The organism is Mycobacterium sp. MOTT36Y, from assembly GCF_000262165.1.
Taxonomy (GTDB): domain Bacteria; phylum Actinomycetota; class Actinomycetes; order Mycobacteriales; family Mycobacteriaceae; genus Mycobacterium; species Mycobacterium intracellulare.
The window spans coordinates 1,792,389-1,818,759 of sequence record NC_017904.1 but is presented as its reverse complement, the minus strand read 5'-3'; the positions used below and the strand labels follow the sequence as shown (position 1 = coordinate 1,818,759).

23 protein-coding genes are annotated in these 26,371 nt (G+C 66.1%); 8 read left to right on the top strand and 15 right to left on the bottom strand.

What is annotated here, in order from left to right; translation table 11 throughout:
* Positions 1 to 9 precede the first annotated feature (9 nt).
* Positions 10 to 1,707 carry a class I adenylate-forming enzyme family protein gene (locus tag W7S_RS08540; protein ID WP_014711264.1) on the bottom strand — a complete coding sequence of 566 codons (1,698 nt, stop codon included), beginning with the start codon at positions 1,705 to 1,707 and terminating at the stop codon, positions 10 to 12.
* 18 nt (positions 1,708 to 1,725) lie between these two features.
* Positions 1,726 to 2,589 carry an SDR family oxidoreductase gene (locus tag W7S_RS08535; protein WP_014711263.1) on the bottom strand — a complete coding sequence of 288 codons (864 nt, stop codon included), beginning with the start codon at positions 2,587 to 2,589 and terminating at the stop codon, positions 1,726 to 1,728.
* Positions 2,590 to 2,750: 161 nt separating this feature from the next.
* Between W7S_RS08535 and W7S_RS08530 the strand changes: the two genes are divergently transcribed.
* Positions 2,751 to 3,317, top strand: coding sequence for a TetR/AcrR family transcriptional regulator (locus W7S_RS08530; protein WP_014711262.1), 567 nt, complete (start codon positions 2,751 to 2,753; stop codon positions 3,315 to 3,317).
* A 9-nt stretch (positions 3,318 to 3,326) separates the two neighbouring features.
* Here the strand turns inward: W7S_RS08530 and W7S_RS08525 are convergent, their stop codons facing one another.
* The 8 genes from W7S_RS08525 to W7S_RS08490 all read right to left on the bottom strand — a co-directional run bounded on the left by W7S_RS08525 (position 3,327) and on the right by W7S_RS08490 (position 11,435).
* The gene (locus tag W7S_RS08525; protein WP_014711261.1) at positions 3,327 to 5,252 is read right to left on the bottom strand and encodes an NAD(P)-binding protein; all 1,926 of its coding nucleotides are present in this window, start codon (positions 5,250 to 5,252) and stop codon (positions 3,327 to 3,329) included.
* A complete protein-coding gene (locus tag W7S_RS08520; RefSeq protein WP_238535836.1) occupies positions 5,249 to 6,478 on the bottom strand; it encodes a cytochrome P450 in 1,230 nt (409 codons plus the stop codon). Before W7S_RS08520 ends, W7S_RS08525 begins: the two co-directional genes overlap by 4 nt.
* Positions 6,475 to 6,921 (bottom strand): limonene-1,2-epoxide hydrolase family protein, encoded by a 447-nt coding sequence (locus W7S_RS08515; RefSeq protein ID WP_014711259.1) that lies wholly within the window; start codon positions 6,919 to 6,921, stop codon positions 6,475 to 6,477. The genes W7S_RS08520 and W7S_RS08515 overlap by 4 nt, the downstream gene beginning before the upstream one ends.
* A gap of 8 nt (positions 6,922 to 6,929) precedes the next feature.
* A complete protein-coding gene (locus W7S_RS08510) occupies positions 6,930 to 7,325 on the bottom strand; it encodes a limonene-1,2-epoxide hydrolase family protein (protein WP_014711258.1) in 396 nt (131 codons plus the stop codon).
* 51 nt (positions 7,326 to 7,376) lie between these two features.
* Positions 7,377 to 7,808, bottom strand: a complete 432-nt coding sequence (locus W7S_RS08505) for a nuclear transport factor 2 family protein (protein ID WP_238535835.1) — start codon at positions 7,806 to 7,808, stop codon at positions 7,377 to 7,379.
* Positions 7,792 to 9,393 (bottom strand): class I adenylate-forming enzyme family protein, encoded by a 1,602-nt coding sequence (locus W7S_RS08500; protein WP_014711256.1) that lies wholly within the window; start codon positions 9,391 to 9,393, stop codon positions 7,792 to 7,794. Before W7S_RS08500 ends, W7S_RS08505 begins: the two co-directional genes overlap by 17 nt.
* 68 nt (positions 9,394 to 9,461) lie before the next feature.
* A complete protein-coding gene (locus W7S_RS08495) occupies positions 9,462 to 9,986 on the bottom strand; it encodes a hypothetical protein (protein ID WP_014711255.1) in 525 nt (174 codons plus the stop codon).
* Between the two features lie 57 nt (positions 9,987 to 10,043).
* Positions 10,044 to 11,435: an aldehyde dehydrogenase family protein gene (locus tag W7S_RS08490; protein ID WP_238535834.1), complete on the bottom strand. Its 1,392-nt coding sequence runs from the start codon at positions 11,433 to 11,435 to the stop codon at positions 10,044 to 10,046.
* A 243-nt stretch (positions 11,436 to 11,678) separates the two neighbouring features.
* Between W7S_RS08490 and W7S_RS08485 the strand changes: the two genes are divergently transcribed.
* Positions 11,679 to 13,316 (top strand): NAD(P)/FAD-dependent oxidoreductase, encoded by a 1,638-nt coding sequence (locus W7S_RS08485; protein ID WP_014711253.1) that lies wholly within the window; start codon positions 11,679 to 11,681, stop codon positions 13,314 to 13,316.
* A gap of 41 nt (positions 13,317 to 13,357) precedes the next feature.
* Here the strand turns inward: W7S_RS08485 and W7S_RS08480 are convergent, their stop codons facing one another.
* Positions 13,358 to 14,893 carry an AMP-binding protein gene (locus W7S_RS08480; RefSeq protein ID WP_014711252.1) on the bottom strand — a complete coding sequence of 512 codons (1,536 nt, stop codon included), beginning with the start codon at positions 14,891 to 14,893 and terminating at the stop codon, positions 13,358 to 13,360.
* 176 nt (positions 14,894 to 15,069) lie between these two features.
* Here W7S_RS08480 and W7S_RS08475 point away from each other — a divergent pair, with 176 nt between their 5' ends.
* Positions 15,070 to 16,332 (top strand): cytochrome P450, encoded by a 1,263-nt coding sequence (locus W7S_RS08475; protein WP_014711251.1) that lies wholly within the window; start codon positions 15,070 to 15,072, stop codon positions 16,330 to 16,332.
* A gap of 133 nt (positions 16,333 to 16,465) precedes the next feature.
* Here W7S_RS08475 and W7S_RS08470 read toward each other — a convergent pair whose 3' ends face one another.
* Positions 16,466 to 17,125 carry a TetR/AcrR family transcriptional regulator gene (locus W7S_RS08470; RefSeq protein ID WP_255348948.1) on the bottom strand — a complete coding sequence of 220 codons (660 nt, stop codon included), beginning with the start codon at positions 17,123 to 17,125 and terminating at the stop codon, positions 16,466 to 16,468.
* Between the two features lie 87 nt (positions 17,126 to 17,212).
* On the opposite strand from W7S_RS08470, the gene W7S_RS08465 reads away from it, so the two are divergent.
* The 5 genes from W7S_RS08465 to W7S_RS08445 are packed head-to-tail and all read left to right on the top strand — an operon-like array spanning position 17,213 to position 23,193.
* A complete protein-coding gene (locus tag W7S_RS08465) occupies positions 17,213 to 18,385 on the top strand; it encodes a TIGR03857 family LLM class F420-dependent oxidoreductase (protein ID WP_014711249.1) in 1,173 nt (390 codons plus the stop codon).
* Positions 18,382 to 19,812: a hypothetical protein gene (locus tag W7S_RS08460; RefSeq protein WP_014711248.1), complete on the top strand. Its 1,431-nt coding sequence runs from the start codon at positions 18,382 to 18,384 to the stop codon at positions 19,810 to 19,812. Before W7S_RS08465 ends, W7S_RS08460 begins: the two co-directional genes overlap by 4 nt.
* Positions 19,809 to 21,302, top strand: coding sequence for an acyl-CoA reductase (locus W7S_RS08455; RefSeq protein WP_014711247.1), 1,494 nt, complete (start codon positions 19,809 to 19,811; stop codon positions 21,300 to 21,302). Before W7S_RS08460 ends, W7S_RS08455 begins: the two co-directional genes overlap by 4 nt.
* Positions 21,299 to 22,378, top strand: coding sequence for a phosphotransferase (locus W7S_RS08450; RefSeq protein WP_014711246.1), 1,080 nt, complete (start codon positions 21,299 to 21,301; stop codon positions 22,376 to 22,378). The genes W7S_RS08455 and W7S_RS08450 overlap by 4 nt, the downstream gene beginning before the upstream one ends.
* Positions 22,379 to 22,386: 8 nt before the next feature.
* The gene (locus W7S_RS08445) at positions 22,387 to 23,193 is read left to right on the top strand and encodes an SDR family oxidoreductase (RefSeq protein ID WP_014711245.1); all 807 of its coding nucleotides are present in this window, start codon (positions 22,387 to 22,389) and stop codon (positions 23,191 to 23,193) included.
* Between the two features lie 17 nt (positions 23,194 to 23,210).
* Here the strand turns inward: W7S_RS08445 and W7S_RS08440 are convergent, their stop codons facing one another.
* The 3 genes from W7S_RS08440 to W7S_RS08430 are packed head-to-tail and all read right to left on the bottom strand — an operon-like array spanning position 23,211 to position 26,165.
* Positions 23,211 to 24,008, bottom strand: a complete 798-nt coding sequence (locus W7S_RS08440; protein WP_014711244.1) for an enoyl-CoA hydratase-related protein — start codon at positions 24,006 to 24,008, stop codon at positions 23,211 to 23,213.
* Positions 23,999 to 25,033 carry a nitronate monooxygenase family protein gene (locus tag W7S_RS08435; protein WP_014711243.1) on the bottom strand — a complete coding sequence of 345 codons (1,035 nt, stop codon included), beginning with the start codon at positions 25,031 to 25,033 and terminating at the stop codon, positions 23,999 to 24,001. The genes W7S_RS08440 and W7S_RS08435 overlap by 10 nt, the downstream gene beginning before the upstream one ends.
* Positions 25,034 to 25,052: 19 nt before the next feature.
* Positions 25,053 to 26,165, bottom strand: a complete 1,113-nt coding sequence (locus W7S_RS08430) for an epimerase (RefSeq protein WP_014711242.1) — start codon at positions 26,163 to 26,165, stop codon at positions 25,053 to 25,055.
* Between the last annotated feature and the right edge of the window lie 206 nt (positions 26,166 to 26,371).

The window sequence follows — 26,371 nt, the reverse complement described above, 5'->3', positions numbered from 1 at the left end:
GTCACTGCCTCAACGATTGATCGCGGAACTGAGCTGTTCGATCAGCTTGTGTTTGCGGACTTTTCCGGTCGGTGTGAGCGGCAGGTCCTCGGCGCGGTAGAACACCACCCGCTTGGGCACCTTGAACCGCGCCAGATTGTCCCGGCAGAGGTCGAGGACATCGTTTTCGGTAATTGTCGCGTCCGGCGCCGGAACGACGACCACCCAACCGGCCTCACCCCAGCGGTCGTCGACCATGCCAACAGCGAAAGCCTGGCTGATCTCGTCGTGGGAGGCCAGCAGATCCTCGATCTCCTTGGGCATCACCAGTTCGCCTCCGCTCTTGTACAACTCGCGGCTCCGACCGGTCACCTGCAGGTAGCCGTCGGCCCGCACCCGTCCAAGGTCTCCGGAGAACAACCGCCCCTGCCGCAGCGTCGCGGCGGTCTCCTGTGGACGGTTCCAATACCCGAGCATCACCGTCGGCCCAGACGACACCAGCTCGCCTTCCTCGCCGGGCGGCAGATCCTTATGCGTCTCGGGATGCACTGTCGCGTAATGCACCAGAGCGTCGGTGCCTGGAATAGACGCGGCACCGGCCATTTTCGCCTTCCCGGCGGTTTCGGCGGTGAATTCCAACGGGTCTTCGGGTCGTGTCAGCGTCATCGCCCCGCCGCACTCGGTCATCCCGTAGCCGGTGACGATCTCGCTGATACCAAGACGGTCTTCGACGTTGCGCCACAACCAGATCGGCGCAGGGGCCGACCCGCAGAGCATCGCCCGCAGGGAGGTGAGGTCGTAATCGCGGCGTGCGGCACTCTCGACCAACGCGACCGCCATGGTCGGCACGCACAGGATGTCACTGGCGCGGTGCCGGTCGACACCGGCGAAGTACCCTTCGGGACTGAACGTGGGCTGCAGAACGACCGCACCGCCGGCGAACATCGCCGAGAGCAAGCCTTCGATGTAACCGAACATGTGATAGCAAGGCAACGAGAACAGGATGCGCCGCCCGTCCTCGTAGGCTCGTGTCAATGCCGACGCATAGGCGGTACGCAACACCGCGTCGTGGGTGACCAGTACGCCTTTGGGCGAGCCCGTCGTACCCGAGGTGTACAGCATGTCGCCGGGGTCGGTGGGGTGGGCCGCCAAATCGTCGGCAGCACCGCGGTTCTCGTCGCCGAGGCCACCGAGTCCGGGCACCGTCAGGCAGCCGCGGCGTGCCCGGCCGTCGTTGTCGAGCAGCACTACATCGGGCGCGAAACCGGACCGCGGTGAATCCCAGCCGGGCATGATGTCGTCCAGCATCGACTGATAGTCGAGGCCACGGAAGCCGGTCATGGTGACTAACACGCGGCACCCGGCGTCATTGAGGACAAAGCGCAATTCGTCCTGCTGGTAGAAGAAGTTGACCGGAACGGCGATGGCTCCGACCCGGGCGATAGCGAACTTGACCATCACAAACTCTGGGTAATTGGCCATCACCATGCCGACGCGATCGCCCGCGCGGACACCGAGTGCCGCGAGGCCGTCGGCCAGCCGGCGTGACTCTGCCGCCACCGCAACGTAACTGAGTTCTGCATCGTCGGTGAGCACCAAGGGCCGCTCGCCGTACTGCGCAGCGCACCAATCAAGCCACTCGGACAGGGTGTGAGATCGCCACACGGGGAATCGCGCGCGTAGCAGCTCCCGTCGCGCAGCGATGCTCGCGGTCAACGACTTACCCACACCATGTCCGCCGCTTCCCTACCCCACCGGGTTGGTGCCGAGTTTTGCATGAGACATGTCGCTGATTTCGGCCCAGCGCTTGGTTATTTCGTCCAGAGTCGGCGGTGTGCCAAATGTGACGCCGTCGTTTTGGAACTGCGCGACGCGCTGCACCAGGCCGCCGCCGACGACGAAAACCGAACCGGATTCCTGGTTCTCTTCTGAAACCAGGTAACCGACGGCCGGCGCGACGTGGTCGGGGTTCAGCTTGTCGAGCACCTCCTGGGGTGCGATATCGGCGGTCATCCGAGTGGCAGCCATCGGCGCGACCCCGTTCGCGGTGATCCCGTACTTGGCGCCTTCGATCGCCAGGGTGTTGAGCAAGCCGACCAGTCCGAGCTTGGCGGCGCCATAGTTGGCCTGACCGAAATTGCCGTAGAGCCCGCTTGTCGAGGTCGCCATGACGACGCGACCGAACTTCTGCTCGCGCATGTGCGGCCACGCCGCACGGGTGACGTAATAGCCGCCGTAGAGGTGCACTTGAATGACCGCGTCCCAATTCTCATCGGTCATCTTGTGAAACGCGCCGTCGCGCAAGATTCCCGCGTTGCTCACCACACCGTGCACAGCCCCGAAGTTATCGATCGCGGTCGCAACGATCGCCTCGGCCCCTTCCCGGGTGGCCACACTGGAATAGTCGGCGACCGCACAGCCACCGGCACCGACGATCTCGCCTACGACCTTGTCCGCCATGCTGGTTCCCGATCCGGAGCCGTCCCGTGCCCCGCCGAGGTCATTGACGACGACGAGCGCTCCGTTGCCGGCCAGGAAGTGCGCATAGGACCGACCGAGGCCCCCGCCGGCGCCGGTGACGATGACAACCTTGTCCTGCAATCCGGGCACTTATGATCCTCCAGTCGGTTTCAGACGCTGACAGCTCGGTTTAATGTAGATTCAAATTTTCACTCGAGTCAACCGGCGTCGGGCAGAGTCGCGAAGATCTGGCGGTTTCGAATCCCTTGCGCACGCGCGCACCCGCGACGCAGCGGCCGACTAAAGTGCCAATGATGGCGAACGGCGTCTCCCGAGGGGCCTACTTCGACACGGGTCTCGACGTCCTCTCCGACCTGGGTTACGGCGGGCTGAAGTTGGCCGAGGTGTGTCAGCGGCTCGGGATCAGCACCGGTTCCTTCTATCACTACTTCGAAAATTGGCCCGCCTACACCCGCGAACTGGTCGAGCACTGGCGTCAGGTAAACACTGTTCGGTTGGTGGAGTGGATTCGGACCGAACCCGATCCGCGCCGACGCATCGACCGCATCATCGACATCGGCCTGAATTTGCCCCACGGCGCTGAGGCGGCTATCCGCGCGTGGAGCAGCGTGGATGCCCACGTGTATGCGGTACAAGCCGCCGTCGACAAAGAGCGCCACCAGATTCTTCGAGAGTGCGCATTCGAGATTCTGCGTAACGATCGGCAGGCGCAATTGTTCGCCGACTGGGCGGTCTACCTGCTGGTGGGCTACGAGCAGGCCACCTTGCCTCCCGACCCAGCCGCGCTCGAGTGGATTGTCAGCCAGTTGCTCGACGCCTTGGACGCCGACCGATTTTCTTCGGTGCCGCGCAGCTGAGCGAAGCGCTCATATCGCCAGCGCGGCCTGATGGGCTTCCTTGAAGCTGTCGAAGGCGGTTCGCGGTGCTACGGCGTCTCCGACCACCGAGTGGGGAATGCTGAGCGCCTGTACGACTGGAAGAAGACTGAGCGCCGGCCGCATCGGCACTGCGGCGATCACCGATCCGACGGCCAGCTCATCGATCGTCTCGCCGTCCGGCCGGACGATGGTGGCCACGCCGTCTTCCAGGTCGCCGAAAATGCCCTGGGTGATGATGCGTTTCAGCCGCCGGTGCCAGGTACGGGGGGCTTCGAAGCGATGCAGAGTTCCGCCGAAGGGCATCACCGTCTCATAGCAGGTGACAAAGGTGACGGACCTGCCGTCGGCGGCCAGCGCCTCGGCCACCAGCGCCGCTTCGTTGGTGCCGAGCGCGTCGTAGACGAGGACGTCGTCGTGCACGCTGCCGGAGAGCGCCGCGGCGGTGCTGATCATGTGTTCGGCGCCGACCAGGTCCGGCGCGAACGTCGCCCCCGTCGCCAGAACGACGTGATCCGGCGCGAGGTCGGCGAGCATGGCTGCGGTGACCTCCACGCCGAGCTCGACTTTCACCTGTGCTTCGGCGAGTTCGTTTACCAGATGGTCCAGCGAGCTGGCCAGGTCGGCTGCCGCGGTGAGTTCGACGGCGCGCAGCCGACCGCCGGTGCGCGTTCCGGCGTCGAGGATGCGAACTCGATGCCCGCGCTGCGCGGCGATCTCGGCGGATTTTAGACCCGCCGGCCCGGCGCCGACGACCAAGACCTGCTTGCGGTGGGTAGCGGGCCGGATGCGGAGCTCCTCCTCGCGCAGCACCGCCGGATTGTGAAAGCAGCTTGCGGTCGGCGAACCGGCGAGCTTGCGGTCGACGCAGACGTTCGCCGCGACACAGGGACGGATCCGATGCGCCTGCCCGGACTCGAGCTTGCGTATCAGCGCGGGCTCGGCGATGTATGCGCGGGTCATGGCTACCAACTCGCACTCCCCCTGAGTCAGCAGCGCCTCGGCGGTACCGGCAGAAGCGATCCGCCCGGTCCCGATCATCGGGACGGTTGTGTTCAGAGATTCGCGCAGCCGCCGCAGATAGCGGATGTTGGCGCCCTCGGGCTGCCGGTAGTTCGGGATCGCACGGTCGTAGCTCGGCCCGCCGTACCCGACAGTGGTGTTGAGCACATCGATCTCGCCGGTGTCGAGTAGGCGTTGCAGACCTTCTGCGATAGCTCGAGGGCCTTGTCCCCCGTCGGCAGCTGCCCGTAGGTCGTCGGTCGGGGTCCGATAGCCGAGTATGCGGTTTGCACCGATTTCGGCGCGGACCTGTTCGATGAGGCAGCGGGCGAAACGGGTTCGATCGCCGTTGCCGGACGGCCCCCATTCGTCCTCGCGCGAATTGTTCCACGGTGTCAGGGACTGCTGAATCAAATACCCGTGCCCGCCGTGGAGTTCCACCCCGTCGCACCCCGCCTGTGCGACAAGCCGCGCAGCGCGTCGATACGCGTCGAGGACCTGCTCGATCTCTGCGCCGGTCATCTTGTGCACCGGCTCGCCCTCGGGCGTCTGGGTGTGGTCGAACCCCCACAACGCCGGCCGGGCGACATCGTTGTCGGTGCGGAACGTGGCGCCGAAGTGCACCAGCTGCACGATCAGTGGCGTGCCCTCCCGGTGCACCGCCTCGGCCAGCCGCGCGTGCCGGTCCAGGATCTCGGGCGGGTATTCGCCGAATGGGTTGACGTAAAACGGGTGGGCAATCAGCAGTCCCAGGCCGCCCGCAGCTCGTTGCCGGGCGAACTCGATGTACGAGTCGGCGGGCAGCAACGGGTTCCGCCAGGGTTCGCTGACGCTCGTGGCGGTCATGACGACGCGGTTGCGCAACTCCACCGTCCCGACCTGAAGCGGGGACAGCAGCGTAGGAAAACCAGTCACGGACCGGTCTTCTCCGGTGTGAACACGATCGGCAGTGACTCGACGCCCCGGGTGTTGCCGCCTCCCGTCCAGCGAATCTCGGCGCCCGGAGCGATCCGGGCGTCGAGCAACCTGCTCAACAACTCGTCGACCACCGCGGAAAATTCGGCCACCGCGAGGTGTTCGCCCAGACAGCGATGCCGGCCGGTGCCGAACGTCACGTCCGACGGCGAGCGCGGCCGATCCAAGCTGAACGTGTCGGGCTCCGGAAACACCTCGTCGTCACGGTTGGCGGCGCCGAAACAGAGCATCACCTTGTCGCCGCTGTGCAGGTGTTGCCCGCGCTTCTCATGGTCGGCCACCACCGTCCTGGCCATGTGCATCACGGGCGCATCGAGTCGCAGGGCCTCGGCGATAGCCACGTGACGCAGAGACGGGTCAGCCAGTAGCCGGCCCCGCAAACCCGGCTCGGCCAGGATCCGGTAACAGAGGCTGCTGATACCGTGCACCGTCGTCTCGTGGCCGGCAGAGATGATCAGGCGAACCATTCCCAGGATCGCGGCGGGCTCGAGCGGGTCGCCGTTCTCGCCGGACAACGCCACCCCGATGATCTTGCTCAGAGTGTCGTTGCCGGGCTCGTGGATTCTCTCGTCGATCTCGCGCTGGACGAAGGCCTCGAACCGCTTGGCGCTGGCCATCTTTTCGTCGAGACTCACCTTGGCCGACGAGAGGTACTCCATCATCAGCCGGCGCATCTCGTCGGCTCGATTGCGGTCCAAGCCGAGATAGTGCGCCAGTACCGCGGGCGGTACCGGGTCGGAGACAGCTGACACCAGGTCCGCGTGGCCATCCGCGACGAACTTGTCGAAGCACTCCCGCACCAGCTCCCGGATAGCATCGTGGTTCAGCGCGACGGCCTTGTTCGTGAAGAACGGCATGACCATCTTGCGGTACGCGGAATGCTCGGGCGGATCGAACTCGGCCGGCACCAGGCGCATCGATGCCCCGGTCGGCGGGATCATGATCCCCTGCGTTGTCGTGAATACCGAGTGATCGCGTGCGGCATCGACAACGTCGTCGTAACGGGTCAGCGTCCAGAACCCGCCATAGTTGTCGCTCCAACCGACCGGGCAGCGACTCCGGAGATCCGCGAGGGTCTGGTGCATCCGCGGTGGCAATTCCGGATCGCCGTGGTCGAATCCGGTGGACGTCGGCCTAGTGCCCGGTGATGTCCCCGACTCCCTCATTCGGAAACCCCGTGCCTCGTTTCGGCCGCAGTGGGTGCTGACACGACGGATTGGCCGAGCTCGAGCTTTGAAATCCAGTCATCGCAGTAATCGCGCCAAGTGGTGACCTTGTTTGCGTCGAATTCGAGAACTCCCATAACCGGAATTTCCGCGATCACCGTGCCGTCGGCGCGGTACAGGTTGTCCGACCTCTCCACGACCACTCGGCCCGAGGTTGCGAGCAAGGTCCGGATCGGGCAATCGACCGTCGCGATCTCGAGAACGTCGAACAGCTCGTCGAGACCCTTCAGGCACTCGTCGAGACCCGTCAGGGCACCACGGCCGCTGTTCCACCAGACCAGGTCGTCCGTGCCGTACCGGCGGAACGATTCCTTGACTCCTTCGACACCCGGTCCCCACATCTCGAGGATGTGTCGCACGATCCGTTCCTCGTTGGTCATCATCGGCCGCCTCAATCGAGCTGGCCGACGGCCAGCAGCGGTCCCGGATCGAAATAGTCGCGCCACTGGGTGATCTTGCCGTCCGCCCATTCGAGGACACCGACCACGGGAGCGGCGAAGATCTCCTCTCCGTCGGCGTCAAACACCCGATCTATCCGCTCGACCATCACCAGGCCCGGCGTGGCCAGCAGGGAACGGACGTCCACCCTGGTGCTGCTGAACTTCCAAGCCTGCGCTTGCGCAGTCAGCAGTTCGATGCACGCTTCAAGGCCTTCGACGCTGGGAATGCCGGTATTGATCCACTTCACGTCGGGGGCGCAATACCGTTTGAACGCATCGACGATGCCGTCCACCCCTGATTCCCACAGCGCGATCATGTCCCGCGTGTGGCGTTCTTCGTCAAGCATGTGTCCGCCTCCTTCGCTGTCGTAAGCCGATCGGTGGAATAACGCGCCGCGCTAGACGAGCGCGGGAACCTCCGAGACGCCGATCTGGCGCAGCACATCGGCCAGATTCCAGTAGTCGCGGTTCTGCGCGATCAACTCACCGCGGATGACACCGGTCGAAATCCCACGGATGGTGAACTGCTGGCCCTGTCCGGTGAAAATGCCGAAGCTGCCGTCGATCACACCGGACACGGTCCACTCGAAGCTGTAGCTGTCCTCGTCGACCACGAGGCTCTCCTGCACCGCATTGAAGGAGTCGCCCGCCGCCTCGAAGTAGAGGTCCCAGAAAGCCTGCACCGAATCTTTTCCCCGGTGGATCTGCTGGACAGCGAGATCCTCGTAGCTGATGTCGTCGGTGAAGCAGGCCAGCGCCGCTGGAACATCCTTGGCGGCGAACGCATTCCAATAGCGGGTCAGCATGTCTCGATTAGCGGCGACTGACATCGTGACTCTCCTTCTGGTGAGTGACCAGGGATTCGTGGTCGGTTGGCGCGGGCGTTGCCGTAGCCGAGTGGTAGTGCTCACGCAGCGCCGCCTTGGCCACCTTTCCGGTGGCATTGCGGGGCAGCGCCGCGACGACGTCAAGGTGTTTGGGGTACTTGTAGCGGGCGATGCGGCCCGCGCACGCAGATTGCAGAGCGTCGAGGGTCACGTCGGCGCCCGGGCTCGCCACCACGACCGCCAGGCCTACCTCGCCCCACTTCGCGTCGGGGACGCCGATGATCGCCACCTCGGCGACTTCGGGCAGGTCGATGAGAACGTTTTCGACTTCGGCCGCATAGACGTTCTCGCCACCGGACTTGTACATGTCCTTGTAGCGACCGGCGAAATAAAAATAGCCGTCGGCATCGCGGCGGGCCGCATCGCCGGTGCGGAACCAGCCGTCCACGAAATACTGTTCGTTGGGCAGGTTCCAGTAGCCAGGGGTGACCGCCGGCCCCTTCAGCCACACCTCGCCGACCACGTCGTCGGCGACATCGGTCAACGTGTCGGGATCGACCAACCGCACCGCGGTATGCAGCACCGGCTTGCCGCACGTCCCCGACAGCGCCCGCTCCAGTCCCTCCTCGAGCACCAGCGCGGCCGGGCCAGTCTCGGTGCCGCCGTACTGCGGGTGCAGCGCGACACCCTTGGCAGGGAAGGCCCGCAGCAGCTGCGGAGTGGTGGTACCGCCGCCCAGGACGATCTTGCGCATCGTGCCGAAGTCGGTGGTGCCGAACGTCGGATCGTCGATGAGGGTCTGAAGCAGCGACGGCGCGGTGGTCAGATGGGTCACCCCGTTGGTCTGCTCGCCGATGTAAGCCAGGATTGCCGCCGGGTTCCAGCGCGCCATCGTGGTGACCTGCCCGCCATGCATCAGTATCGGGTTGGCCAGCACGTTCAACCCGCCGGCATGGAACAACGGCATTGGGTTGAGCATGTTCACAGCCGGGGCCGCGACCTGAGCCGCGGTGAGGATGTTGAAGGCGTTCCACATCATCGATGCGTGCGAGACCAACGCTCCCTTCGGCGTACCGGTGGTGCCGGACGTGTAGAGGATGTGCGTGATGGCGTCAGGGTCGTGGGGTTGCGGCGGCAGCGGAACGAGTCCATTGCCGGGCTCGGCGCTGGTCAATGTCTCCAGCTCGAGAATGGTCTGCACGCCCGCGCCGTCGGCCACGTCGCGCGCGGGTTCGACCCAGGTTGCGTCGTGGGTCAGTGCGGACACGGCGGCGTCGATGCACTGGTGCCGCATCTCCGCGGTGACCAGCCGCCAGTTCAGCGGCACCATGACCACACCCGCCCGCATCGCGGCGAACTGCAGCACGAACGCCCGTGGCGCGTTGTCGGCGACGACGGCGATCCGGTCTCCCGGCCGCAGTCCATGTGCCAGCAGCGCGGCAGCGGCCAAGCCCACTCGCTGCTCCAGCTGGGCCCAACTCACCTGCTCGCCAGTGTCGGCGCTGGCCAGCGCGATGGCGTGCGGCCGAACCGAAGCGTGGTGCGCGACCCAATCCGATACCGGAAATTGGAAAGTCCTCGACGGCATTGTCACCAGGGGGCACGACCGTCTGAAGCCGGCGTCGTGGCAACGATGTACGAACAATGCATGTTTCGTCAGCCCGCCCTTCTCCTACGTGCCCGATGGCCATCGAAGGCATTCGTCCGCACGGTGGGCACGAACTTGATCACGACGCGCCCCGGGTGATCGGCTGCGCGAGCATGGGCCTGCTGCGCCTGCTCGTCGTGCGGGTCGTAGCGGCGGGCGATCTCGGCCAGGAACCACAGAATGCGTTCGCGTTCCCGGACGACCTCGCTAATTCCCTTGAAGGAAACCGACTTTGAATGACCCATCGAGGTGCCCATCGAAGAGATGACCACGCACGAGCGGGGATCGCGCATGATCGCTTTGACGCGAACCCGGGATTCCTCGGCGCACAACCAGATTGCGCCTTCAGCGTGAATGAAAGCCTCAGTCAGCGCGACCGGGTCGCCAGCGCGGTTCGTCCAGCAGAAGGTGCACTCGAATTGCTCTGCCAGCAGTTGCGCGACCTCCTCGTCGCTGAGTGTGAACGCGCGGGCATCAGCGAGCGAGTCAACCTGAACGTCGCCACGTGAGGGCGGCGAGGAACTTCGGGTCATCGAGCATGTCCTTCCATGCGGTTGCTCAACAGGTTTCGTGACACGTCCGACGTGACGTCAGGCTCGTGCGGTATGCACCACTTGAGGCTCGGTGAACGCCAGCAGCCCGTCGACCCCGTTCTCCACACCGATGCCGCTCCATTTGGCGCCACCGAACGGCACCGTCGGCAGCAGCGCCGCGTGGGTGTTGACGAAGGCTGTACCGCACTCGAGGCGTTCGGCCACCTCACGGGCAGCCACTTCATCGGAGCCCCACACCGAACCGCACAGGCCGTACATCGTCGCGTTGGCCCGCTCGACCGCTTCGTCCACCCGCGAATAGCGCAGGATCGGCAGCACCGGACCGAACTGCTCCTCATCGACGACCGCGACACCCTCGGCGACATCGGCGAGGATGGTGGGCTTGAAGTAGTAGCCCGGCCCGTCGATCGCGTCACCACCGGCGACGACCCGGGCACCGTTGGCCACGGCGTCCTGCGCCAGGCCTTTGACGCGTTCGAACTGCGGTCGGGTGGACAGCGGACCCATTTGCGTGGCCGGATCGGTCGGGTCACCGACCGCGATCGCCGATGCTGCGGCTCCGAAGGCCTCGATCGCCTCGGCGTACACCCCGTCCGGCACGTAGATCCGCTTGGGCAGGGCGCACGCCTGGCCGGTATTGAAGAAAGCCACGCCGAGCAGCGCCGGGATCACCGAAGCCAGATCGGCGCCAGGCAACAGGATTGCAGCGTCGTTGCCGCCGAGTTCCAATGTCAGCCGCTTGAGGTCGGCGCCGGCCGCCACGGCGACATCCTTGCCGCCGGCGATCGAACCGGTGAAGGTGATTTTGCGGGGAATCGGATGCGCTACCAGCGCCCGTCCCAAATCGTCTCCACCCGAGATCACGTTCAGCACGCCGGGCGGCAATACCTCGCCCATGATCTCGCCCAGCAGCAGGGTTGCCATCGGGGTGAAGGGCGAGGGCTTGACGACGACGGTGTTGCCGGCCAACAGCGCCGGCGCGATCTTCCACATCGCTAGCCCCAGCGGGAAATTCCACGGCGTGATCGCGCCGACAACACCGATGGGCCGCTGCGCGACTTCGATGAGCGCGCTGCTGTCGTCCTGCAGGATCCGCCGCGGGATTTCCATCTGGGCGAAAACCTGCAACCACGCGACGCAGATCTGCACCTCACTGGCGGACAGCGGGGCGGGCTTGCCCGTCTCCGCTGTCAGCGTGGTCGCGAGTTCGCTGTGGGCAGCGGCGATCGCGTCCGCCAGCCGCAGTAGCGCTTTGCGTCGCTCGGCTTCTTCCAGCCGCCACGACCGCCCGGCGGCTTGCGCACTTTCCAGCGTGTCATTGAGTTGCTCGACGGAGCACTCCGGCGCTTGACCCACCACGTCGCCCGTCGCGGGATTGATCACGTCAAAGGTTGCCTGCGCGTGGACTTTGTTCCCGTTGATCGTCATCGCGACCATAGTTCTCGCCTTCTCTTTCTCGAGTGAGGTAGCAGGCAGTCGATGCGGCCCGGCTGGTAGCGCCAGGTGACCGCACTCACAGCGTGTAAAGCTAACACTGATTGGTTTACTCCGAAAGTATCGGCCGGCGTCCGTAACACTTCCTCCACCAGACGGCATTGAGCAGCCTAACGTTGTTTGATAACCTCAGCTCCCAACACGCTGCTCGAACACATCGTGGTGAGGAGACAGTCAGTGAGCGGACCCTTGTCCACAGAGCGCGTCGCGGATGTCCTCGTTGTCGGCGGCGGCCACAATGGGCTGGTAGCCGCGTGCTATCTCGCTCGAGCCGGGCTGGACGTCCTGGTGCTGGAAAGCCGCGATGTGCTCGGGGGCTGTACGACCACGGAGATCCTGATCCCCGAAGCGCCCGAGCACTGGTTCAGCCCCTGCGCAGACGACGTCATATCGCTTCGAGCCTCGACGGTTCCCAGGGATCTCGAGCTCGCCCGGTACGGCTACCACGAGATCGACGTCGATCCCCCGTACGTAGCGCTCGCCCCCGACGGCGGGTCGCTCGCGTTCTGGCGCGACGTCGACCGCACCGTGGCAGAGGTAGCACATTTCTCCCGGCGCGACGCCCGGACTTTCGAACAGCTCATCGAGCAGCTGATGCCGATATCGGATGCCGCGATCGAACTGATGGCGACCAATCCGACGCGACCCGATCTGGGCAGCGTGCTGCGCGCCGCGAGCAAGCTGCGCCGCCCACGCGGTATCCCCACCCTCGCCTCGTTGGCCACCGTTTCGGCCGCCCAGGCGATTCAGGAGCGGTTCGAACATCCGCTAGTGCAAAGCGGCCTGGCTCAGCTCGCTAACTTCGGTTCGCCGATCACCATGGAGCACACCGGGATCAACTTGCTGATCGTCCCGCTGATCATGCGTGTCGGCATGGCACGTCCGCGGGGCGGGATGGGCATGCTGCCACGAGCGCTGGAACGCTCACTGGTCGCGGCCGGCGGCCGGGTCCAGACGTCTGCCCGCGTCCAAGAACTGCTGCTCGACGGCGGTCACATCGCCGGCGTGCGGCTGACCACGGGTGCGGAGCTGCGCGCCCGCACCGTGCTGACGGCGACCGAGCCGACGCAGGTGTTGAACAAATGGCTACCGGACGGTGCATTGTCAGAACGCATGGCCGCGCGCGCTTCACACATACCGACGCGTAGCGGCAACTGCGCACACTTCAAGATTCAGGTCGCTTTTCGCGGCAAGCTGCAGTTGAAGCGGCACAACGCCGCGCGCACCGACGGACTCGATCTACGGACGCCCACCCACGTCGTGGGAAGCATCGACGATATCTGCCGGGCGATCACCGACGCGGGTAGCGGCCGACTGCCCGACCCACTGCCTTACGCGAGCATGATCAACACCGCGATGGACTCAACCCTGGCGCCCGCCGGCCAAGACTGTCTGAGCCTGTGGTCGGGATGGGTGCCGTTGGAACCCGCCGAAGGGTGGGACGACATGAAGGCCGCCACGGAGAAGGCTCTGGTCGAACACGCAATGAGTTACCTGGACGGCTTCGAGTCTTTGGAGGTCGCTCGCTGGGTCGAGTCACCACCGGAGATGATGGCGCGAACCAGCGTGCCCACCGGCAACGTCTACCACGTCGACATGACGATGATGCACCTCGGCCCATTCCGGCCGGCGTGGGGTTTCGGGGGCTACCGGACACCGGTGCCGGGCCTATATCTCAGCGGCGGCGGCACCCACCCGGGGCCCTCGGTATCCGGCCTGCCCGGTCAGCAAGCTGCCCGCACCCTGCTGCGCGACGTGCGCAAAGGGAGAACACGCACGTCGGACAACGCACGACTGGCACAGCACGCGACCTGATGTCGGCCGTCGGCACGACCGCCGGAGCGGCCGGGCGACTCTTAATTGCTGCCGTAGTCCAACTTGAGCTGCGCCCTGGACACCTTGCCGGTCACGTTGCGAGGCAACTGATCCACCACCGACAGTCGCTTGGGCAGCTTGTAGCGCGCCAACCGCTGCGCGGCAAAGGCGTTGAGCTCGTCGAGGGTCACTGCCGTGCCCGGGGCCGGTACCACGACCGCCAGCCCGACTTCGCCCCACGTCGCGTCGGTGACGCCGACAACGGCGACGTCACCGACGTGCGGATGCAGAGCGAGCACCTGCTCGACCTCGGCCGGGTAGACGTTCTCGCCGCCTGATTTGAACATCTCCTTGGTGCGTCCCGACGGGTAGTAGAAGCCGTCGACGTCGCGGTAGGCGGCGTCGCCCGTCTTGAACCAGCCGTCCTCGGTGAAGTATGCGGCCTTGTCCTGCCCCCAGTAGCCGACGGTGATGCTCGGACCGCGCAACCAGATTTCACCCGTCACCCCGGTTTCGACGTCACGGCCGGCGGAATCGACCAACCTGATCTGGGTGTGTGGTGCCGCGCGGCCCGTCGACCCCTTCTTGGCGACGCCGATGTTCGCCCTTTCGTTGTCCAAAACCGTTGCCATCGGCCCCATCTCGGTGCCGCCGTACTGAGGCTGAAGCGGAAAACCGTGGTCGGCCCACCGCTGTAGCAACTCCGGTCCGGCGACCGCCCCGGCGATCACCCCGTGCCGAAGGTGCGACAGGTTCGCACTCGAGAAGCCGGGCAGGTCGGCGATGCGCTGGTACATCAGTGGAATCGCGGCGAAATGCGTGATCGGCGGCTGCCGGCTCAGCATCTGCTGCAGCACCTGCTCGGGGTCGAAGCGCGCCATCGTCGTCACTGCCCCGCCGAAGTAAAGAATCGAATTGGCCATCACGTTCAGTCCCCCGGCGTGGAACAACGGCATCGGGTTGAGATGGTGGCAGCCGGGTTGTGAGAAGCCGGTGGTGTGCGCGGCGCTGAGGGCCTGCCACACCAAAGTCGAGTTGGTCGAGATGGCACCCTTCGGCTTTCCCGTGGTGCCCGACGTATAGAGGATGTGGGTCGGGTCATCCATCGTGATCTCACCCGTCGCCCGCAACGGCCTGGCTGTCCAGATCGCATCTTCATAGTCGATCGGGCCTTGCGGGCAATCCCAGGAGAGCTGACGCGGGATCCCTGCCTTGGTGGCGACCTCGAGAGCGACCTCTGCCCAGACACCGTCGTAAACAATGATGCGTGGCTGAGCGTCCAGACATATCTCTTGGATCTCAGCGGTATGCAGGCGCCAGTTGAGTGGGACGAACAGCGCCCCGAGGCGCATGCACGCGAATTGCACCTCGAACACCCGGGGATGATTCTCGGCGATCAGCGCAACCCGGTCACCGTGACCGGCGCCGAGTCCGCGCAGCGTGGCGGCAAGACCTGCCACCCGTTGCTCGAGTTCAGCCCACGTCGTTCGGATTCCGTCTTCGGCGCAGCCGAGCGCGAGCGCATCCGGGCGGTGCTGCGCATGGTAATCCACCCAGTCGGTGGCGGAGAAGGCCAATTTCGCTCCAATCGCGACGGAGTTACCAAACGACGTATGAATGGTAGTAAAAGGCGCCCATGCTCACTCCGAAGCCGCTCGGCAGGCAGGGCAATGTTGTTTTACCAAACGCTGATCGGTATCGTCCATCCCAATGGCGCCGGACGAAGAGGCCCTGTCGATAACCGGAGATCACCATGACGCAGTTCGACCACCATTCCGAGGATTTTGCGCAGAACTGGCGAGAGATTTACGCCAGCATGCGCAACGAATGCCCGGTGGCGCACAGCGACCAGCACGGGGGCTTTTATGTCCTCACCCGCTACGACGATGCCAAGCGGGTGTTGCGGGAGTCCGACACTTTCGTCTGCGGGCGCGACCTGACATTTGGTGATACCGTCGTCAAGGGCGGGGTGACCGTGCCGACCAACCCGGTGCGGATGGGCATGATGGAGATGGATCCTCCGCAGTCACAGGCCTATCGGCAAGTGCTGGCACCGTGGCTGTCACGCAAGGCCGTGGAGCACTACCGGCCCCGCATGCAGGAGATCGTGTCCTGGATCGTCGACCGCGTGGTCGAGGCCGGTGAGCTCGATTTCGTCGACGACATCGCCAACCCGCTGCCCGCGATGGTCTCGCTCGACTACTTCGGCTTGTCGCTGGAGAAATGGAGTGACTACGCGACGATCCTGCACAAGGCCGTCTACCGTGAGCCGGGCTCTGCGCGCGACCTCGCCGGGCTGCTGGACGACCTGCGCGCCACCGTCAAGGCGCGACGCGCGACGGCGCACACCCCGCCGACCAATCTCACCGAGGCGCTGCTCAATGCCGAGGTCGAGGGCGTGCCCATCGACGACGAAACGGTCACCGAGATGGTGTTCATGTTGCTCAACGGGGGCGTTGACACCTCCACTGCGCTGATCGCCAGCATGTTCCTCTACTTGGACGAGCACCCCGACCAGCGGGCTAGGTTACAAGCGGACCCCGGGCTGATTCCCGCCGCGATCGACGAGATGCTGCGCTATTTCACGCCCGGCCCCGGAGTCGCCCGCACGGTCGCCCGCCCGGTCGACATCAACGACCAGCACCTCGAACCGGGCGACCGGGTATGGCTCGCACTTGGTTCGGCGAATGCCGATCCCGCCACCTTCACCGATCCCGAGCGGATCAATTTCGACCGCGACCGTGGCAGCACACACCTGGCATTCGGGTTCGGCATGCACCGCTGCCTCGGTGCGTTTTTGGCTCCTGTGGAGATCGCCATCCTCCTCGAGGAGGTGTTGCGCCGGTTGCCGGACTACCGCATCGGTCGGGACCGGGTCCGGCACTATCCGACGATTCCGCTGGTCAACGGCTACCTCGCGATGCCGGCAACATTCACGCCGGGACCACGGGTGCTGAGCGGCTACGCCGAGGCGCTGCCGATTCGGCTGGAACCCGAGGTCGTGGGCCGAGGCTGATCGTCGATGCCCCGACGGCGCGCGCGATTCCGGATCTAGCGTCGGGTCGGCGATGGCACTCCGGTCGAACTCGCTCCGCGCGCCGCGCGGACGGCAGTGGCCGCGCCTCAGCGCCGTCGACCGCCGCTCAGCGTCATCCGTCCTTGGCGAGTTCCGCCTGCAAACCGGCCATCAGCAGTTCAAGACCGAAGGTGAAGGCCTCGTCGTCCAGGTGGATGGCGTAGTCCGTTGCCAGGCCGGACAGGCTGGGAAACTCGGTCTCGGGCAGCTCTCGGATGCGTTCCGGCAAGTCGATCGGCGCCGCCGCCGCCTGCGCTCCCGCGAAGCCGAGCGCGTAGTTACACAGCACGCCAAGGGCGTGCAGCGCGGTCACCTCGGTAAAGCCGGCGTCCAGCAGGGCGGTCAGCATCCGCTCACGCAGACGAAACAAGCCGGGGGTCGCCGAGTGCTGACCCAGCACGAGGATCACCAGGTTCGGGTGGCGGCGGCCGACACCGTGCAGATGGCGCGCCTCGGCCCGCAGGCACTCATCCCAGATCGGCGCCGTCCCCGCGGTGGGAAGGGGGTCTGACATGAGCCGCGCGACAAGGCCTTCCAGAATTTCTTCTTTGCTGCGTACGTATCCGTACAAGGTCATGACCCCGACGCCGAGATCATCGGCGACCCGACGCATCGTGAAGGCGCTAGGCGGGACCGAGTCGATGACCCGCAGCGCCGCCGACAGGACCTCGTCGCGGGTGAGCCGGGGACGTGGCCCTCGCTTCGCGGGCAGGGTCGTCGACTCTCTTGACACTCCCACACCGTACACAGTACGGTCCGAGACAGAAACTCCGTATGAGGTACGGAAATACGTTCAATACTCAGCGAGGAGTCCGGACCGATGACCGTTACCGCAGATAAGGGACAGCTCGGCAGCGTCGAACTCCCGCCTGTGACAGACGATTTCAGCGCCTTCATCATCGCCGGCGCGGTGAGTTCGGATGGAAGCAAGTTCGAGCGCGAGACCGAAGGCCGGACCCCGGCTCAGGGCATCCAGGATGGGGTCGACGCCGAGCAGATCGGCTTTCGACGCGTCTTCATCTCCGAACGATGGGATCTGAAGGAAGCCGACGTCATCCTCGCGGGCATCGGTGCGCTGACGACCCGCCTCGAGCTGGTCACCGGGATCATCGTGCCGACCACGCGACATCCCTGGATGCCGGCCGCACTCGGCGCCACGATGCACTCGTGTTTCGGTCCGCGTTTCGTGCTCGGGCTCGGCCGCGGTGAGGCCGGTGCGTTCCGCGGCATGGGTATCCCGGTGACCACGACCAAGGCAATGGTGGAAAGCGCGAAGATCACCCGCCGGCTGTGGGCCGGCGAGTCGGTGTCCTACACCGGTCAACTCGGTTCGTTCACCGCGTTGGCTTTCGCCGAGACCTATCAGGGACCGCAACCGCCGATCTGGATCGCGGGCTTCTGCCACGAACGCGGTGCGGCGGCGGCGGCCGAGGCGTTCGACGGGGTGATCCTGCCGCCCATGCTGACCCCCGACGCCGTCGCCGACGCGGTCCAGCGCATCCGGACGGCTTGCGAGCGGATTGGTCGCGACCCCGCAGAAATCCGCATCGTGGCCCCGGTCGTGACCGCCCCAGACATGGACGAGATCGAGACCAAGTCCATATCGGCCGGGCGACTGGTGACCTATCTCCAATACCCGCTGTACGGCGACGTCCTGGCCACCGCGAACCACTGGGATCTGGAGACCGTCAACCGCATGCGCAACCACGAGCAGTTCCACAACCTCAACCGCGCCGCGGACCTGACGTTCCACCGGCACGAGATGCTGGGGCCGGCATCGGTGCTGCCGTGGAGCTGGATCACCGACTGCAGCGCGGTCGGCACCGTCTCCGAGTGCGTAACGTCGCTGCAGCGTTTCATCGACGCCGGCGCCGACGAGGTCACCACATACGGGTCCACTCCCCGGCAGAACGCGGCGCTGCTCGCGGCATGGCGGGAGCGACCACAAGCGACGACATCGGTCGCGGCAAGCTCTCGGGCTGACGCGTCGTGACCGTCGCGGCGGACGCCCGGCAGTTCGCCAACGCCCCGGCCGAGTTCTTCGGCCATTCATGGCACGCGATGCAGCATGTGCCGGTCGACGAGCTCGCTGCTCTGCAGCTGGAGGCACTGCAGCTGCGCTTCGGCCAGCTCCGTCACACCGTTGCGACGCTCACCCGGCTCGCCGACGAAGCCGAGGTCGACGCGGTCGGTCAGCTCAATGACGTTGTCCCGCTGCTGTTCCAGCATACGGTGTACAAGTCCTACCCGGCCGCGCTGCTGGTGCGGAGTCGGTTCACCGAACTCACCCGCTGGCTTGATCGGCTGACCACGATCGACCTCGCCAGCGTCGACGTCTCCGAGTGCGAGACGATTGATGCCTGGCTCGACACACTGGAGGCGGCCACGCCCCTGCGGGCCGTGCACTCCTCGGGCACCACGGGGACGATGTCGTTTCTGCCGCGCTCGACACACGAGTGGGATCAGATGGGCCGGGCGTCGCGGTGCGGACTGTTCCAATACAGTGACCCGCTCGGCGTGGGGGGCCGCCACGACGGCGAATGGTTCGAGCTGATCTGGCCGCTGTGGCGCTCGGGCCGCAGCGCGATCACCCGCTTTCCCGGCATGGCCCTTCCCCACCTGCTCGGTTCGGAGGACCGACTGCATGCGCTGCGCCCGGGGCGGATGAGCTCGGACGCGGCCTATCTCGCCGGACGGGTACGCGCCGCCGCGGCCCGCGGCGAGCTCGCCAAGCTCGAGATCAGCCCCGCGTTGCGGGCGCGGCGGGAGGAGTTCGAACGCGAGCAGCGCGAGATGGCGGAATCGCTGCCGAAATTCATCAACGAGATCAGCCGGGATATGCGCGGACGCCGGATCTGGATGCTGGCCACCTGGAACGTGCTGTACAACATCTCCAAGGCCGGACTCGACGCCGGCCTGGAGAACGTGTTCGCCTCCGATTCGCTCATCACCACGGGCGGTGGCGCCAAGGGCCAGGTCGTCCCAGATGACTGGGAGGAGACGGTCCGGCGGTTCTCCGGCGTGGAACACATCCAGCACAGCTACGTGATGTCGGAGATCACCGCGCTCAACAAGATGTGCGAACGCGGCCGCTACCACTTCGAACCGTGGATCATCCCGTTTGTCCTCGATCCTGTCGACGGAGCGCCGTTCCCGCGGACCGGCGAGCACACCGGGCGGATGGCGGTATTCGATCTGCTCGCCGCCACCTACTGGGGCGGTTTCGTCAGTGGCGACGAGTTCACCCTCAGCTTCGAGCCATGCGGATGTGGGCGGACCACCGCCCACGCCGCGCCGACCATCGAGCGCTACAGCGACAAACACAACGGAGACGACAAAATCACCTGCGTGGCCGCTGAGGACGCGCACCGCGCGGCGCTGGAATTTCTCACCGGCGAACTCGTGACCGTCCACCCATGAACAACACCATGAACAACACCATGACCGGATTCGCCGCACCCGCGATCATCCGCGGGCAGTTGATCGACGACGACCTCGTAACTTTCGGCGGCCGCAGCGGCACCGCCACCTTTCGCGCACCGGACCCGCATCGCCTGCTGGGTTCTTTGGAGCTGTCGGACCCCAGCCGACTGCGCGAGGTTCAGGACCTGCCGTTCAGCGAGATCGTCGCCTACCTGGCGGCCCTCGGTGACGCGCTGACGCTGCCCCGTAATGCCCACATGCAAGAGGCGCTGGAGCTCTCCGCGCAGTTCTCCGACATGACCCCTCCGCTGGTCCGCTCATCGTTCGAACAGCTGCCGGCTCTGTTCAGCGCCGCCGCGGTGAGCGAACTTGCCGAGACCACAGTCGGGATCCCCTACCTCGAGGGCTGGGTCCCTCGGGTGATGGCCGACGGCCGGACGGCGTCGGTGCGGGCGTTCGGCGCCCGCACCGTACACATCATCGCCGGCAACAGCCCACTGATCGCGGCGCTGAGCATCATCCGCAACGCGGTCGGGCGCTCGGACGCGATCATCAAAACCCCGTCCAACGATCCGCTGACCGCGCTTGCGATCGCCCGCACGATGCGCGAGCTCGACCCGGCGCACCCGATCACCCGTCATTTGTCCGTCGCGTACTGGAAGGGTGGGGATACCGGGTTCGAGGAGCGGCTCTTCCAGCCCGCCGGCGTTGAGAAGATCATCGCCTGGGGCGGGCTCGCCTCGGTCACCCATGTGCTCCGCTATGTCCAGCCGGGGCTCGAGCTGATCTCGCTCGATCCGAAACGCAGCGCGACGATCATCGGGCCGCAGGCTTTCGCGTCCGAGGAGGCGTTCGTCGATGTCGCGTTGCGTACGGCCACCGACATCGGTGCCCTCAACCAGCTCGGGTGCGTCAACGCGCGCGTTGTCTACGTGGCCAGTGGCACCGATCCCGACGGGCTCGAGCTTGCCAACCGGCTCGGTGAGGCGATCTATGCACAACTGCAGCGGTTGCCGGAGCACCTCAGCACGCCTGCGAAATGGTCGGATCCAGAACTCGTCGCCGAGATCGACGCGCTGCGGTCCAGCCCCGACTGGTACCGGGTCATCGGCGGCCGGGGCGGCAAGGGGGCCGTCATCGTGTCGCAGCTCGACGAGCCGGTCGATTTTTCGGGACGGCTGTCGGGCCGGGTCGCCAACATCGTGCCCATCGACGATCCGGCAGACGCGATCCGCGGGATCAACGCGTACACCCAGACCGTTGGCATCTATCCCGAGTCGCTCAAAGCTCAGCTGCGGGAGCAACTTCCGTTGCACGGAGCTCAGCGCCTGGTGTCGCTGGGGTACGCGGCCGACCCGAGCGTGTCGCTGCCACAAGACGGAATCGAGCCGATGCGTCGAATGGTGAAGTGGATCGTCGACGAGCGGTGCGAACCCGACGTCGTTCGACCCCTGTGGGCCGGCGCCGACAGTAAGGAAGTCCGATGACACATATCGTCGACACGACCGACGAGCTGACGCCGCAATGGTTCACACAGGTGTTGCGCACCAGCGGCGCCCTCGGAGCGCAGGACGCGGTGGGCTCGGTCGATGCCCGGGTGATCGGTACCGGGCAGGCTGGGTTCGTTGCTCGCGCACAGTTGGGGTACGCCGGTGGCGCCGCCGGTCCGGCCTCGCTGATCGTGAAACTGCCCTCGGCAGATGCCAGTTCGCGGCAGATGGGTGCGGCGATGGGCATCTACGAATCCGAGGTTCGCTTCTATCAGCAGGTTGCGCCCAGACTCAGTGCCGCGATACCTGCCATCTACTGGGGCGACGTCGAGCCGGACAGCGGGCGGTTCACGCTGGTGCTCGAAGATCTGCAGGCGACCTCGGACGTCGGCGACATGGTCGGCGGCGGAACCCTGACACAGGCCGAACTGGCAATCGGAGCGCTGCCCGGGCTGCAGGCACCGATCTGGAATGACCCGGGCCTGGCCGAGCTGCCGTGGGCCGGCCTCGCGCGCACCGAATTGTTGTTCGCCGCCGTCGAACCCTTGATCGAGGCGTTCGTCGCTCGATTCCACAACCGGGTCGACCCCACTCATCTGGAGTTGGCCAAGCGGCTGGCTCCCGCCGCGGCCGGCAGTGCACGGCGGCTGTGGGGTCCGCCGTTCGTGATAGCCCACGGCGACTACCGGCTGGACAACATGATGTTCGCCCGACTCGGCGGAGCGCCACCGGTCTTAGTGATCGATTGGCAGGGCGCCCGGCTCGGGCCACCTCTGCTTGACGTGGCGATCTACCTGGGGTCGTGCCTGGGCGTCGACGAGCGCCGCGCGCACCAGGACCGCCTGCTGCACCTGTATCACGACGGACTGCGGGCGGCCGGTGTCGACGACTTTTCCTTCGCCCAGTGCCAAGACAGCTACCGGGTGAGCTCGCTGTATCCGTTCCTACTGACGATCGCGGTGTCGATGACGCTGCAGCAGACCGAGCGGGGTGATCAGATGTGGGCGCAGATGTTCACCAATTCGGCATCGATCGTCGCGGACACCGGCGCGGACGCGCTGCTACTGAGCTGAGCGAGACGATGGCGATCCCATCTCCCCGAAGCGGCGCGGCGGCGCTGATCACCGGCGCGTCCTCAGGCATCGGCGCGGAACTGGCGCGCGGCCTGATTGCGCGCGGCCATGACGCCATCTTGGTGGCGCGGCGGCGTGATCGGCTGACGGCGTATGCCCGCGAGCTGTCCGCCGGCGGCCGGCGGCGCATCGAGGTGATCGCCGCCGATGTCAGCGATCCCGACGGCCGCGCCGGACTGCTCGCGGACCTGGCGCAGTCCGGTTTGGAGATCGACGTGCTGCTGGCATGCGCCGGGTTCGGGATGGGCGGACCGTTCATCGACGCCGACCCCGGGCGGATCCAGGAGCTGATCCGCACCAACGTCGAGGGAACCTTCCTGCTCACCCGGGCGCTCGCTCCCGCGATGGTGGCGCGGGGTGAAGGGGCGATTCTGCTGGTCTCATCGATGGCGGGCAACCAGCCGATGCCGAACTTCGGGGCGTACGCCGCGACAAAGGCGGCGGTGACCTCGCTGGCCGAAGCGCTGCACTGGGAGCTCGGGCGCCACGGGGTGACGGTCACCGGGTTGTGTCCCGGCGGCGTGCGAACCGAGTTCTCCGAGGTGGCGGGGATGCTCGGCACCGAGAGCCGCACCCCGAGCGCGTTGATGGCCGAGCCTGCCGAGATCGCCGAGGCCGGGTTACGGGCGCTCGCACAGAGCAAACGCGTCGTCATCCCGCGCCGAAGCGTTCGCGCCTTCGCCTGGGTGGGTAGCCACGCCCCGCGGCGAATGTGGTTGCCGTTGGTCGGCCGCATGATGGGCGACGGGAACTGACTCCGACCGCCGCGCGATCACGAGGACGACGCGGAGGTGTCGCTCATATAGCTGTCGCGGGTGCCGTCCAGAAAGGTCTGGCGGGCTTTGCTGCTGTCACCGAGCATATTCAGCTCGAAGGTGTAGCTCAGTTCTTGCCGATACAGCCGGCGCAAGTCACGGCCCGCGGTGTTGTTGAGCGTCAACTTGAGGGCCCTGATCACCCGGGGCGCTTTGGCCGCGATCGTCGCCGCGACCTCGTAGGTTCTGGCCAGCGCGGCCTCGACCGTCGCTTCCACGTGGTACACGCTGCCATAACTGTGCAACTCGGCGATGTCGAACGGCTCGCAGGTGAACATCGCCGAACGCAGCCGGCGTTCCGGCAGCAGGCCCAGCGCCTGCACCGCGCCGGTCGTAGCGCCGTTGTCCGCCTCGGCGAGCACGAATCGTGTTCCCCGGGAACCGATCAGCACATCGCAGGTGCCGGCCAGCAGCACCCCCAGGCCGACGCAGTAGCCGTGTATGCAGCCGATGACCGGAACCGCGCACTCGGCAATGGCCACGCTGGTGTCCTGGGACCCTCGAGCCTGACCGAGGATGCCGTCGAATCCCGGTAGGCTCTGCACCTCTTTGACGTCACCGCCGCCGCAAAACCCCTTGCCCTGCGCTCGCAACACCACGGCCCGGACTTCTTCGCGACGCTCGTAGCTGCGCAACAGTTCGGTCAGCTGGGCCAGGTCGCCGATCGAATAGGCGTTGACGGGCGGGCTTTCAACGACCAGTTCCGCGACACCCGCCAGTCGACCGCTATCGTGGACGGTCTCGGTTACCGGCATGCAGGTTCTCCCAGCGCCACCCCTGCCTCGCCCAACAGTCCGCGCGCCTGGGTCACGATCCGCCCGACCAGGTCGGCGACCGTCGGGATGTCGTGTATGGCCGCGGACACCTGACCGGCCACCATCAGGCCGTCGACCACGTCGCCCTCGCGCTGGGCCTTGCGGATCTGCTCTTCCTCCCACACCTGAAAGTCCTCGGGAGACATGGTCTTTCGCACGTCCTCCATGAGCTCCAAACCCTTGTTGCGCAGGCCACGGATCGGGGCGTAGATGCCGCCGTAAACGACATCCTCCCACTCCTTCGCGTCGACGATGCGCTGTTTGTACGCCGCGTGCCACTGGTGCTCCTGGGTGGCGATGAACCGGGTGCCCATTGCGGCGGCGGCGCCACCCATCGCCAGCACGGCGGCCAGCCCGCGGCCGTCGCAGATCCCGCCGGATACCACGACGGGGATGTCAAGCGCGTCGATCACCTGCGGGGCCAGCACCATGGTGTGCACCCCTTTGGCGTGCGTGTGCCCGCCCATTTCGTAGCCCGAAGCGATGATGACGTTGGCACCACTCTCGGCGGCCTTGAGCGCGTGCCGGACCGACCCGACCTTGGCCATGTGCACCAGGCCGGATTCCCGGATGGCTGCGCCGAACTCACCGGCGAAGCCGGCCGAGGTGACGATGGCCCTCAGCTGGTCGCCGGTCCGTCCGCCGTCGCGTTTGACTGCGATGGCCTCGTCGATGCAGATGCGGCTGACCAGCAGGAGCTCGCCGCTGGCCGTCCGGCCGACCGGGACGTTGACGGCAAACGGACGGTCCGTGCTGGACGCCACGTGCTCGATCGCCGCGCGGAATCCCTCGCGGAGGAACTGCTCTGAGCTGTTCACGATGGAAGGACAGCTGACGGTGCCCAGCCCGCCGGCCGCTGACACCGCGGCGGCCAGCAAAGTGGTCGGCGACGGGCCCATGCCGTCCTGCACGATCGGGTACTCGATCCCGACCATGTCCTGAAAACGACGCCACATGGTCGTCATGGGTTCCTCCTGCAAGAAATCAGCGGCCGTCCTGGTCACGGCCAACGGCAACGGTCTTCGGATGGGGCATCGGGTGACGCACGTCCGGCGCCTCGTCCGGGGCCTGGTCTCGCACCCAACTGACGGCCTGCATGTAGGCCTCGATCAGTCGGTCCTCGGCCGGGTAATCGAACCTCGCCGGATACAGCGGGTAGTCCTCGCTGGTGACCGGGTGCGCCTCGAGCCACTCTACGGCCTCCACCATCGCGTCGCGAGCGGATATGACCTCGCGGTAGCCCAGCTCGCGCTTCGCCTTATTGGTGTCCAGCAGGATGTGCGGCCGCCCGGTCGGAGGCAACAGCTCGATCAGCGCCGAACCCGCGAGTTCGCCGGGAATGCCGACGAATTCAAGCTCACCGGCCATGATCTGAGCGATCGCCTCGGCCCACTGACGCACGGTGTATTGGTCGTCGTCGCCGGCGTTGTAGGCCTGGCCGTTGGCGACGTCGGGGTTGTCGACGGCGCCGAGCACGACCTCGGCGGCGTTACGCCCAGCGGCCCGGGAGATGATCCATAAACCGTTGTCGGGCAGGATCATTCGGGTCCTGCCGTCACGGATACGGCGCATCACCGACCATTCCCAGGGCACCAGGTTGCGTGGGCCGTAGATCGCGGGGTACCGGATCACCGTGCCGCGGAACGCGCCGGACGCCGCCCGATCCAGGACGGCGCGCTCGGCCGACCGGATCAGCTTGGCGAAACGCGGCACCGGTTCGGTGCCGTCGGCCAGCGGGCCATCCTCACGCGCGTTGAGCGCCATGCCGTAGGGCGTGACGGTTTCGGGCTGCAGACAACCGCGGTAGGCCGGCACCCCGCCGATGCTGATCAGCTGCCCGCACCGTCCGGCGAACACCTCCGCGATCGCAGCGACTCGCCCGTACATCGCCAGCACGATGTCGAAGGACTGGTCGCCCACCGCCTCGGTGATCGATTCGGCGAAGTGTGGGTCGGCGTGGATGTGCGGAACGTCCGGCAGGTCGGCCGGCTCGTGCACGCCGCGGTGCAGCATGGTCACGTCGTGACCCCGTTGCAGAAGTCCCTGCAGCACCGGGACGCCGGTTGCGCCGCTCCCGCCGATGACGAGCGCTTTCATACTCCATCCGCCTATCTACCGAACCAAACGGCAATTGGTTCTCTATACAACCACATGCCCGGCCGCCTTGGCCACCGCCTGCCCTGATGAGGGTGCGGTCGGGCCATCTGGCGGCTCGGCGCTGCTATAGCGTCGGCATTAGGCGTAGCCCGGTCGACCGCAGCTATGATTGAATTTTAAATCAACCAATGTTTGGTTTGAGCGGA